Source organism: Pseudomonas sp. GXM4 (genome assembly GCF_008923895.1).
GTDB lineage: Bacteria > Pseudomonadota > Gammaproteobacteria > Pseudomonadales > Pseudomonadaceae > Aquipseudomonas > Aquipseudomonas atacamensis.
Window position 1 is genome coordinate 1 of record NZ_WBRZ01000166.1, and the last position, 12804, is coordinate 12804.

A 12804-nucleotide genomic window follows, 5' to 3' on the forward strand; every position below is an offset into this window, starting at 1 on the left:
CCCGGACATTCCGGGTTTTTTATTGCCTGCCGTTTGGCCTGATCAAGAACTGCGTGCTTTAGCCTCGGCAGCCTTGGCCGCGCGCAAGCGTCGAACTTCTTTGGGATCAGCCAGCAGCGGTCGATAAATTTCGATCCGGTCGCCCGCCTGAACAGGGCGAGAATCCGCGTCAGCCACGACCTTGCCAAAAATCCCCAGCGGACACTCCGCCAGATTCAACTCAGGAAACTCTGCCGCGATGCCCGATTCGTGCACCGCCGCCCGTACGCTGACGCCTTCAGCGACGCTGATCGTATGCAGAACCTGCCGATCAACCGCCGCGTACACGACTTCTATCTCGATCACCGGCTCAACCATGCATCTGCTTGGCGCGCTGGCAGAATGCATCCACCAGCTGGTTAGCCGCCTGATTGAACAGCGGGCCCAACGTAGCGCGCACCAGCGGCCCGGCATAATCGAACGACAGATCCAGACTGATCTTGCAGGCCTTTTCGTTCAGCGCCTTGAATACCCAGATGCCGTGCAACTGAGTGAACGGGCCTTCTTCGAGATTCATCTCGATCGACTGCCCCGGCACCAGCGTATTGCGCGTGACGAAATGCTGACTGAGGCCGCCCTTCGCTACGCCGACACTGGCGCGCATGTGTTCCGGGGAGCTTTCCAGCACTTCAGCCTCCGAACACCACGGCAGAAACTCCGGGTAACGCGCGACGTCGTTGACCAGGTCGTAGAGAAACTGCGCCGGGTACGGCAGGAGCGCGGATCGTTGGATATGTGTCGTCATGTAAGCGTTACTTCCAGAGCTGAGCGGCAAAGACTACAAGAATGCCGATAGGCGCCACGTAGCGCATCAAGAACAGGGACAGGGCAAACAGAACCGGGTTACGGATGGACAATTCATCCCGCACCGCTTCACGCCCCATTACCCATCCCGCGAACAGCACGAAACACAAGCCACCAAGGGGCAACATGATCCGCGAGGTGAAGAAATCGATCACGCCGAAGAAGTCGAGACCGCTCTGCGCACCCCATTGATAGAGGCTGAACGCCCCGCCTTCGTTCACGAAAAACTTGGCTTCCTTCCAGATATTGAAAGAAAACACGGTGCCCAGACCAACAAACCAGCAGGTGAATGCCAGCCAGAAAGTTACCCAGATGCGGCTGATTTTAGTGCGTTCAACCAGGTAAGCCACCATTGGCTCAAGCAGCGAAATCGCCGAACTCCACGCTGCCACCGCGACCAGCACGAAGAACACCACGCCCATCAACTGGCCGAAAAATACATTACCAAAAGCAAATGGCAGGCTGACGAACATCAGCCCTGGGCCTTCGCTTGGGTTCAGGCCAGCAGCAAATACAATTGGAAACAACGCCAGACCAGCGACCAGCGACACGAAGGTATCTAGTAGCGCAACACCGACCACCGTGCCCGACAGCGAGGTGTTCTTCGGCATGTAGGCGCCGTAGATCATGATGGAGCCGACGCCGACGCTCAGCGAGAAGAACGCGTGCCCCATCGCTGGCAGCAGACCGTCGAGGACTTTTTCCGGGTGGAAGTCGAACATGAAATGCACGCCTTCCATGAAATGCCCGGTGGTCATGCTGTAGCCCAGCAGCACCAGAATCATCACGAACAGCAGCGGCATCATGATCCGCAGGCTGCGCTCAAGCCCGGCGACCACGCCTTTGGCGATCACGAAGGCCGACAGCAGCATGAAAATCGTGTGCCAAAGTGTCAGGCGCCATGGATTGGAGATGACATTGCCGAAATAGGCGCCGACCTGATCGGCCGTCGCGCCCTGGAAATCGCCACGGCCCATGTCGACGATGTAATCCAGCGACCAGCCGCCGACCACACTGTAGAAAGAAAGGATCAGCAGGGCCGTAATCATCCCGGCGAACGCGCCCCACGACCATTTGGCCGAGTGCCCCGCCTCCAGCGCCAGCACCTTCAAGGCGTTCGCCGGACTTTGCCGGGCGCGCCGGCCGATCAGGGTTTCCGCGAGCATGACCGGGACACCGATGAGCGCGATGCACGCCAGGAACATCAGCACAAAGGCGCCGCCGCCGTAGACCCCGACCATGTAGGGGAACTTCCAGATACTACCCAGTCCCACGGCCGAACCGGTCGCGGCGAGTATGAATACCCAGCGGCTAGCCCAACTGCCGTGGACAGAAACCTTGTCTGTCGACATCGTTTATCACGCCCAAGCGTTAGAAAAAGAGGCCGCATTGTCCGGGATTCACTCAACCTGCTCAAGCACGCAGCAACACCGTAGCCGACAGCCGAACAACTCCATATAATGCCGCCCCTATGGCTAAACAGAAGAAACACCCAACAGGGACCATCGCGCAGAACAAAAAGGCGCGACACGATTACTTCATCGAGCACAAGTTCGAGGCTGGTCTGGTCCTGGCCGGCTGGGAAGTAAAAAGTCTGCGGGCGAGCAAGTTGCAGCTGGTCGACAGCTATGTGCTGCTCAAGGACGGCGAAGCATGGTTACTCGGCAGCCACATCACGCCGTTGATGACCGCAAGCACCCACGTCATCGCCGACCCGGTGCGCACGCGCAAACTGCTGCTCAACCGCCGCGAGCTGGACAAGCTTGCCGCCGCCGTGCAGCAAAAGGGTTACGCCTGCGTCTGCCTGTCCTGGTACTGGAGCAAGCACATGGTCAAGTGCGAAATCGCTCTGGGCAAGGGCAAGAAGGAATACGACAAGCGCGACACCGAGCGCGAGCGCGATGCCGGGCGTGAATTACAGCGTGCGGTGCGCAACAAGGGCAAGGAAGATTAGTTTTCCACCCTGATCGTTCCCACGCTCTGCGTGGGAACGATCGTTTGCAGAACTAACTGACTACATCCCCTTGCGCCGCTCCGCCCGAGCCATGCGCTGCACCTCCTGACGCACCTCTTCCAGCACCTCCTGCACATACAAAATATGTCGGCTGGACACTTCCCGCGCCTGCTCGGCACGCCCTTCGATAATCGCCAGATACAATTCCCGATGCTGCGAGATCAGCATGTCGCGGGTTTCCGTGCGCTGTTTGTACATACCACCAATGTTGGTCACGACGTTGCGCTTGAGCAGATCGAACAGTCCGCGAATCGTATGCAGCAACACCGCGTTATGGCTGGCCTCGGCAATCGCCAGATGAAACTTCGCATCCGCCGCGCCCTCTTCCGCCCGGCTGACTTCTTCATGGCGCGAGTAGCAATCCTGCAACTCCTCGAACGCAGCGGTCAGGCGCTCGCGATCGACATCGGTAGCGCGCAATGCGGCGTAGTAGGCGCACGATGCCTCCAGGGTGTGCCGGAATTCGAGCAAATCACGTTGCGCTTCGGGATTGCTTTCAAGCAATTGCAGCAGTGGATCGCTGAACGTCGAGCCCAGGCCTTCCACCACATAATTGCCGCCGCCCTGGCGACTGACCAGCAAACCTTTGGCCGCGAGTTTCTGAATCGCCTCGCGCAACGACGGGCGTGATACGCCAAATTGTTCGGCCAGCGTGCGCTCGGCCGGCAGCCGCTCGCCCGACTTCAGCGTGCCCTCGAGGATCATCCCCTCGAGGCGCTCGACAATATCGTCAGACAAACGGCGCTGACGTATCTGATCAAAGCCCATAACTCATTTCTCCACGATCCCGACCGCTCGCCGGGGTGTCTATTCTGGCCTATCCGCGCGCCGCCGACACCTGCCAGACGCCACTTCGCCAAAGCGGATCAGTTGCCCTCTGCACCGCATCTTCGACGAAAGTTTCAGAGCGGCAAATTGACACACCGCCACCAAGGCTTTTACCCTAGCCAACAGCGCTTGTAAATTGGTCTTACCAATTATCCAAGATCGCTCAAAGTGCCTGACCAACAACAATTAGGGGCCACCCCACCATGCAAACCTGGCAACAGCTCTACAGTCCGCTCGGCAGCCTTGGCGTCTCCGCTCTCGCGGCCGTCATTCCCATCGTGTTCTTCTTTCTCGCCCTGGCGGTGTTCCGTCTCAAAGGCCATGTGGCCGGCAGCATCACCCTCGCGCTTTCGATTGCCGTAGCGATATTCGCGTTCCAGATGCCCGTGGACATGGCGTTCGCCGCCGCTGGTTACGGTTTCGCTTATGGCCTGTGGCCGATTGCCTGGATCATTGTCGCGGCGGTGTTCCTCTACAAACTGACGGTGAAAAGCGGTCAGTTCGAGGTCATCCGCAGCTCGGTCCTGTCGATCACCGATGACCAGCGCTTGCAGGTGTTGCTGATCGGTTTCTGCTTCGGCGCCTTTCTGGAAGGTGCCGCCGGTTTCGGTGCGCCGGTCGCGATTACTGCCGCACTCCTTGTAGGACTGGGCTTCAACCCGCTGTACGCCGCCGGCCTGTGCCTGATCGCCAACACCGCTCCGGTGGCGTTCGGCGCGCTGGGGATTCCGATCATCGTGGCGGGCCAGGTCACTGGCATCGACGCCTTCAAGATCGGCGCCATGACCGGTCGCCAGCTGCCACTGCTGTCACTGTTCGTGCCGTTCTGGCTGGTGTTCATGATGGACGGCCTGCGCGGTGTGCGCGAAACCTGGCCGGCCGCGCTGGTGGCAGGCTTGAGTTTCGCCATCACCCAATACTTCACCTCCAACTTCATCGGCCCGGAACTGCCGGACATCACTTCGGCGCTGGCCAGCCTGATTTCCCTGACCCTGTTCCTCAAGGTCTGGCAACCACGTCGCGCCGCCGGCCAGCACATCGTTGGTGCCGTATCCGCTTCGGTGGTCAGCGCCAGCGTCGGAGGTTTCGGCCAGAAGCGCACCACCGTGGCTTCGCCCTACAGCCTCGGGGAAATTTTCAAGGCGTGGTCGCCGTTCCTGATCCTCACTGTGCTGGTGACGATCTGGACGCTGAAGCCTTTCAAAGCCATGTTCGCTGCCGGCGGCTCAATGTACAGCTGGGTGTTCAACTTCGCGATTCCGCACCTTGATCAACTGGTGATCAAGACTGCGCCAATCGTGACCAACCCGACCGCGATTCCAGCGGTGTTCAAACTCGACCCGATTTCCGCCACCGGCACGGCGATTTTCTTCTCCGCGCTGATCTCGATGCTGGTGCTGAAGATCAATTTCAAAACTGGTCTGACCACTTTGAAAGAGACCTTCTACGAACTGCGCTGGCCAATCCTGTCGATCGGCATGGTGCTGGCGTTCGCCTTCGTCACCAACTACTCCGGCATGTCGTCGACCATGGCCCTGGTGCTGGCGGGTACTGGCGCCGCGTTCCCGTTCTTCTCGCCGTTCCTCGGCTGGCTGGGCGTGTTCCTCACCGGTTCGGATACGTCGTCGAACGCGTTGTTCAGTTCCTTGCAAGCGACCACCGCCCACCAGATCGGCGTCAACGACACCTTGCTGGTGGCGGCCAATACCAGCGGCGGCGTGACCGGCAAGATGATCTCGCCGCAATCGATCGCCGTGGCCTGCGCCGCGACCGGTCTGGTCGGCAAGGAATCGGATCTGTTCCGCTTCACCCTCAAGCACAGCCTATTCTTTGCAACGATTGTAGGTTTGATCACCCTGGCTCAGGCCTACTGGTTCACCGGCATGCTGGTGCACTAAACCTACAAGAAAGACGGAAATAACCGACGCCGGCCCGTGATCCGGCGTCAGCAATTCACCACCGGGTCTGTAAGGCTGCTGAAAGCAATGCGCTTTATATTCGGCAGCCGCAGCAGACGGATAACCGGGCCTACCCGGAGACACGCCTGATGAGCGAGCTTTTTTACAACGCTGTGCCGAACGCGACCCGCGTGGCACCGCCACTGCCCGAACCTCGGCAATACCCCAGCGAGAAACCGTCGCGGGTCTACCTGTTCGGCACGTGTGTGGTCGACCTGTTCTACCCCGAAGCCGGGATGGACGCGATCCATCTGCTGGAGCGCGAAGGGATCCGGGTCGAGTATCCGCAAGGGCAGAGCTGCTGCGGCCAACCGGCCTACACCTCGGGTTACACCGAGCAGGCGCGGACGGTAGCGCGCTCGCAACTGGCGTTGTTTGCCGGCGATTATCCGGTGGTGGTGCCGTCGGGTTCCTGCGCCGGCATGCTGCGCGAGCATTACGCCGACTTGTTCAAGGACGAGCCGGAAACATTGAAACAAGTGCAGGCCCTTGCGGCGCGCACTTATGAACTGGCCGAGTTTCTGCTGTTCGTCTGCAAGGTGCAGCTCAAGGACAGCGGCGAACCGGTGAAAGTCGCGCTGCACACCTCGTGTTCGGCACGCCGCGAAATGAACACCCAATTGCATTGCCGTGAGTTGTTGGCGCAGTTGAGCAATGTGGAGCGGGTCAATCACGACCACGAAAGCGAATGCTGTGGCTTCGGTGGGACATTCAGCGTCCGTATGCCAGACATTTCCGGCGCGATGGTCGCTGACAAGACCCGCGCACTGAAGGAGTCCGGCGCGCACAAGGTACTGAGTGCCGACTGCGGCTGTTTGATGAACATCAACGGCGCATTGGAGAAACAAAAAGAAGCGCTGCGCGGGCAACATCTCGCCAGCTTTCTGTGGCAGCGAACCGGAGGTGCACAATGAGCGCCTCCACGATTATTCCTACGGTCGCCGTAGAAGAAGATTTCCGCACCCGGGCACACAATGCCTTGGGTGATCAGCAGCTGCGGAACAACTTCCGCACTGCCATGGATTCACTGATGACCAAGCGGGCAGCGGCTTTCAGCGATGCCCACGAAAGAGAACACTTGCGCGCACTGGGCAATTCGATCAAGGCCCGCGCGCTGTCCAAGTTGCCCGACCTGCTCGAGCAACTGGAACAGAACCTGACCCGCAACGGTGTGACAGTGCACTGGGCGGAAACGGTGGACGAAGCCAATGGCATCGTCTTATCGATCATCCGTGCTCACGAGGCGCGGCAAGTGATCAAGGGCAAATCGATGGTCAGCGAAGAGATGGAGATGAACCATTTCCTCGAGGCTCGGGACATTGAATGTCTGGAGTCCGACATGGGGGAGTACATCGTCCAGCTCGACCACGAGAAGCCTTCACACATCATTATGCCGGCGATCCACAAGAATGCCGGTCAGGTCGCGTCCTTGTTCCACGACAAACTTGGCGTGGAATACACCAAGGACGTTGACCAACTCATTCAGATCGGTCGCAGGGTCCTGCGGCAGAAATTCTTCGAAGCCGACATAGGCGTCTCCGGCGTCAACTTCGCCGTGGCCGAAACCGGCACCCTGCTGCTGGTGGAAAACGAAGGCAACGGGCGCATGACCACCACCGTGCCGCCGGTGCATATCGCGGTCACCGGCATCGAAAAAGTCGTGGAAAACCTGCGCGACGTGGTGCCGCTGCTGTCACTGTTGACGCGCTCGGCGCTGGGCATTCCGATCACCACTTACGTCAACATGATCTCTGGCCCGCGCAAGGAACATGAACTCGACGGCCCGCAGGAAGTGCATCTGGTGTTGCTCGACAACGGTCGCAGCCAGGCCTTCGCCGACAGTGAATTGCGCCAGACCCTGAACTGCATCCGCTGCGGCGCCTGCATGAATCATTGCCCGGTTTACACGCGAGTGGGCGGCCACACTTATGGCGAGGTCTATCCGGGGCCGATCGGAAAAATCATCACCCCGCATATGGTCGGCCTGGCCAAGGTTCCGGACCACCCGAGCGCGTCCTCACTGTGCGGCGCCTGCGGTGAAGTCTGCCCGGTGAAGATTCCGATCCCCGCCATCCTGCGCCGTCTGCGCGAGGAAAACGTCAAAGCCCCGGACGCACCGAATCAGGTGATGCGCGGCCAGGGCAGCAAATATTCGCGCAAGGAACGGTTCATCTGGAACGCCTGGGCCAAACTCAATAGCTCGCCGACGCTGTACCGCTTGTTCGCTTTTTTCGCCACGCGCCTGCGCGCCCTTACGCCGAGCAATGTCGGTCCATGGACGCAAAACCACAGCGCGCCAAAACCGGCCGCGCGTTCGTTGCATGACATGGCCCGCGAGCATCTGGGCAAACAGGGAGAGCGTCGATGAGCGCCAAGCAAAATATCCTCGGCAAGCTGCGGAAAAGTCTGACCGGCACCACGCCAATCGCCGACAACTTCGACGTCGATCTGGTCACCCAGCCCTACACCTACAGCGCCGAGCAACGCATCCCGCAACTGCGCAAACTGATGGAAGCGGTGCACACCGAAATCCACCTGACCTCGGGCGCCGAGTGGCCGGAATTACTGGCGCAACTGCTGCGCGACCGCCAATTGCCGAGCCTGCTGATCGCACCGACCACACCGCACGGGCAACGCATCGCACAGCACTGGGCGAACAATCCCGAGCTGCCAGAACTGAAGTCCTACGACCGGCCAATGGAAGAGTGGAAAGCCGAGCTGTTCAACGACACCCCGGCCAGCCTTACCGGCACCCTCGGTGCCATCGCCGCGACCGGCAGCCTGATCATCTGGCCAACCCGTGAAGAACCGCGCCTGATGAGCCTGTTGCCGCCTGTGCATTTCGCCCTGCTCAAGGCCAGCGAAATCCGCGACAACTTCTATCAGGTGCAAGGGGAATTCGAATGGGCGCAAGGCATGCCGACCAACGCGCTGCTGGTCTCCGGCCCGTCGAAAACCGCCGATATTGAACAGGTGCTGGCGTATGGCGCGCATGGCCCGAAAGATCTAGTCGTGCTGATTCTGGAGGATCAATGAGTCTTCCTGCTGCTTTCCTGCGTGATGCCGAGCAACTGATTCCAGCAGACCGGCGTTTCGACGATCCGCTGTCGACCCTGGCCTTCGGCACCGACGCCAGTTTCTATCGGCTGATCCCGAAACTGGTGATCCGCGTCGAGTCTGAAGACGAAGTCGTGGCGCTGCTGCAACTGGCCCAGCGCGACAAGGTGCCGGTGACCTTCCGCGCTGCCGGCACCAGCCTGTCCGGGCAGGCGATCAGCGACTCCGTGCTGATCGTGCTCGGGGATAACTGGAATGCCCGCGAGATTCGCGGCCAAGGCGCGCAGATTCGCCTGCAACCAGGGGTGATCGGCGCGCAGGCCAATGCCTGGCTGGCACCGTTCGGGCGCAAGATCGGCCCGGACCCGGCGTCGATCAATGCCTGCAAGATCGGCGGCATCGTCGCCAACAACGCCAGCGGCATGTGCTGTGGCACCGCGCAGAATACCTATCACACCTTGGCCGGAATTCGGCTGGTGCTGGCCGACGGCACGCGCCTCGACAGCGAAGACCCTGCCAGCGTCGCGGCATTTCGTTCAAGCCACGGCGAACTGCTCGAACAACTGGCGACATTGGGACGCGAGACCCGCGCCAATGCCGAACTGGCCGCGAGAATTCGCCACAAATACCGTCTGAAAAATACCACCGGCCTGTCGCTCAACGCCCTTGTGGATTTCGACGAGCCTGTGGATATCCTGAGCCACCTGCTGGTCGGCTCCGAGGGCACCCTCGGCTTTATCAGTGCGGTGACTTACGACACCGTCATCGATCACCCGAACAAGGCCTCGGCGCTGATCGTGTTCCCCGATGTCGAGACTTGCTGCAACGCGGTGACCGTGCTGAAAAGCCAACCGGTATCCGCCGTGGAACTGCTCGATCGACGCAGTCTGCGCTCGGTGCAGGATAAAAAAGGCATGCCCGCTTTCGTACAGCTGCTGTCGGAAAATGCCTGCGCGCTGCTCATCGAATCCCGCGCGGCTTCGTCAACATTGCTGCAGGAACAACTGGCGCAAATCATGGCGTCGCTGCGCGATTTCCCCGTAGAGAAGCAGGTCGACTTCACCGAAGATCCGGTGGAAAACGCCCGCCTCTGGGCCATCCGCAAAGACACCTTCCCCGCCGTCGGCGCCGTGCGCAAAACCGGCACCACAGTAATCATCGAAGACGTGACCTTCCCGGTCGAACAACTGGCCATCGGCGTCAATCGCCTGATCGAGCTGTTCGACAAACATGCCTACGACGAAGCGATCCTTTTCGGACACGCACTGGAAGGCAATCTGCACTTCGTCTTCACCCAAGGCTTCAACAGCCCGGAAGAAATCGCACGCTACCAAGCGTTCATGGACGACGTCGCGCAACTGGTCGCCGTGGAATTCGGCGGCTCGCTGAAGGCCGAACACGGCACCGGCCGCAACATGGCGCCGTTCGTTGAGCTGGAATGGGGCAGCGACGCCTATCAACTGATGTGGCAGCTCAAACGCCTGCTCGACCCCAACGGCATTCTCAATCCGGACGTGGTGCTCAGCGAAGATCCGCAGATCCACCTCAAGCACCTGAAACCGCTGCCGGCCGCTGACGAGATTGTGGATAAGTGCATCGAGTGCGGTTTTTGCGAACCGGTCTGCCCATCGAAAGGCCTGACCTTGAGCCCGCGCCAGCGCATCGTGATCTGGCGCGATATCCAGGCGAAAAAACGCGCCGGCGTCGACACCACCGAACTGGAAAAAGCCTACGACTATCAAGGCATCGACACCTGCGCCGCGACCGGTCTGTGCGCGCAACGCTGCCCTGTAGGCATCAACACCGGCGAACTGGTGAAAAAGCTCCGTGGCCGACACGCCACGCATCAGAAAACCGCTGACTGGATCGAAGGAAATTTCGCCAAAACCCTGCAAGGCGCACGCTTCACGCTGCACGTCGCCAACGGCGCGCGAATGATGCTCGGCGCACCGCGTCTGGCGAAGTTGTCGGCGACGCTGACGCGCTTGTCCAAAGGCCAGGTGCCGTTGTGGACCAACGCCATGCCCCAACCGGAAAAAGCCATTCGCTTCAGCCCGAGCGTGGCCGACGAGCGCCCGCGCGTGGTTTATCTGGCGGCGTGCGTCTCGCGAGTCATGGGCCCGGCGGCGGGCGACAAAGAACAGATGTCGTTGTACGACAAAACCCGTGGTCTGCTGGAAAAGGCCGGTTACCAGGTAGTCTTCCCCGACAATCAGGACAACCTCTGCTGCGGTCAGCCGTTCGCCTCCAAAGGCTACGCCGAGCAGGCCGAGCACAAACGTCAGGAGTTGATCAGCGCCCTGCTCCAAGCCAGTCGCGGCGGCCTCGATCCGATCTATTGCGACACCAGCCCGTGTACGTTGCGACTGGTGCAGGACATCGGCGAAACACGACTGGATCTGTACGATCCGGTGCGCTTCATCCGTACGCATTTGCTGGATCGTCTGGACTTCACACCCCAGGAAGCGCCGATTGCCGTGCACGTGACCTGCAGCACTCAGCATTTGGGCGAAAGCCAGGCGCTGATCGATCTGGCGCGCAAATGCAGCACCACCGTGGTGATTCCTGAAGGCATACATTGCTGCGGATTTGCCGGCGACAAAGGCTTCACCACACCGGAGCTGAACAGTCATTCGCTGCGTACGCTCAAGGACGCCGTGCAGCACTGCAGCGAGGGCATTTCCACGAGCCGCACCTGCGAAATCGGCCTGACCCAGCACGGTGGCATCGACTACCACGGGCTGGTTTATCTGGTGGATCGGGTGACCCAGGCCAAAGTCTGCTGAACAAAAATCAGAACCCTTGAGCGAGGCGGTAGTCCACTGCACATGCCCCGGACCATTCGGGGCCTGTTCAACGGTCAGCGAAGTCTGAACCCTCAGTTCAAGGAGATACACATGAACCGCTCTGTAATGTTAGGTCTGTTTGTCACTGCCTCGATGATGGCGTCCACTTCGTTCGCCGCTGAAAAACCCGCCGATTTGTGCGATGCCAATCTGCAGAGAATCGATAGCGCCAAGACTCAATACCAGACGTCACCGGATCTGAATGCGCGCGTCTCGGCCAGTGTCAGCAAAGCCCGCGCCCTGAAAGCACAAGGCAAGATTGACGACTGCCTCGCTGAAACCCAGCAAACCCTGCTGGACATTCAAAACGCTACCGGTGACACCAAAAAATGATTCATGCGCCGACCTTTTACAGGTCGGCTGCATCGGCACCTGGTCGACCGATCTGGCCATTTGACATTCGTTGCAAATAAAACCGAATTCCTGCGCAGCGAAGCGGTCAACCAGACAGGTCCTATACTGACCTCGCTTGTCTTGACCTCGGCATCGCGGCCAGACCGTCCGGCAGCACCGAGCCCCCATCGTTCAAGGAGATACCCATGAAGCATTCTGCAATTGCTGGATTGTTTATCACTGGTGCACTTCTGGCCTCGCCGGTGTTCGCGGCCGACAAAGACCTTTGTGCCGGGAATCTTCAAAGCATCAAAGACTTCGTCACCAGCCAGCCGTCCCTTCCTGAAAGCTCCATGAATAACATCAAGGAAGCACAGGAAAAAGCCACTGCGGCTCAGGCGTCCGGCAACGACAAGGAATGCATCGAGGTTACCAACGGCATCATCAGCAAGATGCAGATCCGTAACCCGACGCGTAACTGATGTCGTGCGGGCCAACCTTCGGGTTGGCCTGCCCAGCGTTTTGACGTACACTGTGCACGCTTGTTGCCCGAACAGATTCACCGGGCAATGAGTTCGGGGCCGTTTAGGATTCGACGCCGGTTGCGAAACTCTAGGTGCATGCCGACTTGGTAACAGAAGTCGTAAATCCACTGTTGCAACTACTTATAGTTGCCAATGACGACCAATACGGTGTTGCTCTCGCTGCTTAATTGCAGCTGACAATGCTCCTGGTACCTTCGGGTCCAGCAATCATCAGGGGATGTCTGTAAACCCGAAATGATTGTCATATAGAACAGAATCGCCGTGCAGTACGTTGTGGACGAAGCGGCTAAAACTTACACAACTCGCCCAAAGCACCCTGCCCGTCGGGTCGCTGAGGGTTAACTTAATAGACACGGCTACGCATGTAGTACCGACAGCGG

Annotated in this window: 12 protein-coding genes and 1 other RNA gene; 9 read left to right on the top strand and 4 right to left on the bottom strand. The window is 59.6% G+C overall.

Annotated features, from left to right (window positions below):
• Positions 1–42: 42 nt before the first annotated feature.
• From F8N49_RS18925 to F8N49_RS18935, 3 genes are read right to left on the bottom strand one after another with little or no spacing between them, the layout of a single operon-like run.
• Complete coding sequence (locus F8N49_RS18925) at positions 43–357, bottom strand: RnfH family protein (protein WP_122750847.1); 315 nt, start codon at positions 355–357, stop codon at positions 43–45.
• Positions 350–784 (bottom strand): type II toxin-antitoxin system RatA family toxin, encoded by a 435-nt coding sequence (locus F8N49_RS18930; RefSeq protein ID WP_016771773.1) that lies wholly within the window; start codon positions 782–784, stop codon positions 350–352. Before F8N49_RS18930 ends, F8N49_RS18925 begins: the two co-directional genes overlap by 8 nt.
• 7 nt (positions 785–791) lie before the next feature.
• The gene (locus tag F8N49_RS18935; protein WP_016771774.1) at positions 792–2195 is read right to left on the bottom strand and encodes a sodium-dependent transporter; all 1404 of its coding nucleotides are present in this window, start codon (positions 2193–2195) and stop codon (positions 792–794) included.
• Between the two features lie 119 nt (positions 2196–2314).
• Between F8N49_RS18935 and smpB the strand changes: the two genes are divergently transcribed.
• Entirely contained in the window at positions 2315–2797 is a 483-nt protein-coding gene (gene smpB, locus F8N49_RS18940) for an SsrA-binding protein SmpB (protein ID WP_007953781.1), read from the top strand.
• 60 nt (positions 2798–2857) lie between these two features.
• Here the strand turns inward: smpB and F8N49_RS18945 are convergent, their stop codons facing one another.
• Entirely contained in the window at positions 2858–3625 is a 768-nt protein-coding gene (locus tag F8N49_RS18945) for an FCD domain-containing protein (RefSeq protein ID WP_016771775.1), read from the bottom strand.
• A gap of 263 nt (positions 3626–3888) precedes the next feature.
• Here F8N49_RS18945 and F8N49_RS18950 point away from each other — a divergent pair, with 263 nt between their 5' ends.
• From F8N49_RS18950 to ssrA, 8 genes are all read left to right on the top strand, one after another.
• A complete protein-coding gene (locus F8N49_RS18950) occupies positions 3889–5583 on the top strand; it encodes a lactate permease LctP family transporter (protein WP_071174352.1) in 1695 nt (564 codons plus the stop codon).
• A 149-nt stretch (positions 5584–5732) separates the two neighbouring features.
• Positions 5733–6557: a (Fe-S)-binding protein gene (locus F8N49_RS18955; protein WP_071174351.1), complete on the top strand. Its 825-nt coding sequence runs from the start codon at positions 5733–5735 to the stop codon at positions 6555–6557.
• The gene (locus F8N49_RS18960; RefSeq protein WP_071174350.1) at positions 6554–8011 is read left to right on the top strand and encodes a LutB/LldF family L-lactate oxidation iron-sulfur protein; all 1458 of its coding nucleotides are present in this window, start codon (positions 6554–6556) and stop codon (positions 8009–8011) included. Before F8N49_RS18955 ends, F8N49_RS18960 begins: the two co-directional genes overlap by 4 nt.
• Positions 8008–8679, top strand: a complete 672-nt coding sequence (locus tag F8N49_RS18965; protein WP_071174349.1) for a lactate utilization protein C — start codon at positions 8008–8010, stop codon at positions 8677–8679. Before F8N49_RS18960 ends, F8N49_RS18965 begins: the two co-directional genes overlap by 4 nt.
• Positions 8676–11486, top strand: a complete 2811-nt coding sequence (locus F8N49_RS18970; RefSeq protein ID WP_151552096.1) for an FAD-binding and (Fe-S)-binding domain-containing protein — start codon at positions 8676–8678, stop codon at positions 11484–11486. Before F8N49_RS18965 ends, F8N49_RS18970 begins: the two co-directional genes overlap by 4 nt.
• Positions 11487–11597: 111 nt before the next feature.
• Positions 11598–11879, top strand: coding sequence for a hypothetical protein (locus F8N49_RS18975; protein WP_016771780.1), 282 nt, complete (start codon positions 11598–11600; stop codon positions 11877–11879).
• A 206-nt stretch (positions 11880–12085) separates the two neighbouring features.
• Positions 12086–12361 (top strand): hypothetical protein, encoded by a 276-nt coding sequence (locus tag F8N49_RS18980; RefSeq protein WP_016771781.1) that lies wholly within the window; start codon positions 12086–12088, stop codon positions 12359–12361.
• Positions 12362–12456: 95 nt separating this feature from the next.
• Positions 12457–12804: a transfer-messenger RNA gene (ssrA, locus tag F8N49_RS18985) on the top strand; the annotation flags it as partial.

What these genes read in the sequence shown, in the direction of transcription:
- F8N49_RS18925 (WP_122750847.1), bottom strand. Translation starts at nt 357, where the DNA reads ATGGTTGAGCCGGTGATCGAGATAGAAGTCGTGTACGCGGCGGTTGAT.
- F8N49_RS18930 (WP_016771773.1), bottom strand. Translation starts at nt 784, where the DNA reads ATGACGACACATATCCAACGATCCGCGCTCCTGCCGTACCCGGCGCAG.
- F8N49_RS18935 (WP_016771774.1), bottom strand. Translation starts at nt 2,195, where the DNA reads ATGTCGACAGACAAGGTTTCTGTCCACGGCAGTTGGGCTAGCCGCTGG.
- smpB (WP_007953781.1), top strand. Translation starts at nt 2,315, where the DNA reads ATGGCTAAACAGAAGAAACACCCAACAGGGACCATCGCGCAGAACAAA.
- F8N49_RS18945 (WP_016771775.1), bottom strand. Translation starts at nt 3,625, where the DNA reads ATGGGCTTTGATCAGATACGTCAGCGCCGTTTGTCTGACGATATTGTC.
- F8N49_RS18950 (WP_071174352.1), top strand. Translation starts at nt 3,889, where the DNA reads ATGCAAACCTGGCAACAGCTCTACAGTCCGCTCGGCAGCCTTGGCGTC.
- F8N49_RS18955 (WP_071174351.1), top strand. Translation starts at nt 5,733, where the DNA reads ATGAGCGAGCTTTTTTACAACGCTGTGCCGAACGCGACCCGCGTGGCA.
- F8N49_RS18960 (WP_071174350.1), top strand. Translation starts at nt 6,554, where the DNA reads ATGAGCGCCTCCACGATTATTCCTACGGTCGCCGTAGAAGAAGATTTC.
- F8N49_RS18965 (WP_071174349.1), top strand. Translation starts at nt 8,008, where the DNA reads ATGAGCGCCAAGCAAAATATCCTCGGCAAGCTGCGGAAAAGTCTGACC.
- F8N49_RS18970 (WP_151552096.1), top strand. Translation starts at nt 8,676, where the DNA reads ATGAGTCTTCCTGCTGCTTTCCTGCGTGATGCCGAGCAACTGATTCCA.
- F8N49_RS18975 (WP_016771780.1), top strand. Translation starts at nt 11,598, where the DNA reads ATGAACCGCTCTGTAATGTTAGGTCTGTTTGTCACTGCCTCGATGATG.
- F8N49_RS18980 (WP_016771781.1), top strand. Translation starts at nt 12,086, where the DNA reads ATGAAGCATTCTGCAATTGCTGGATTGTTTATCACTGGTGCACTTCTG.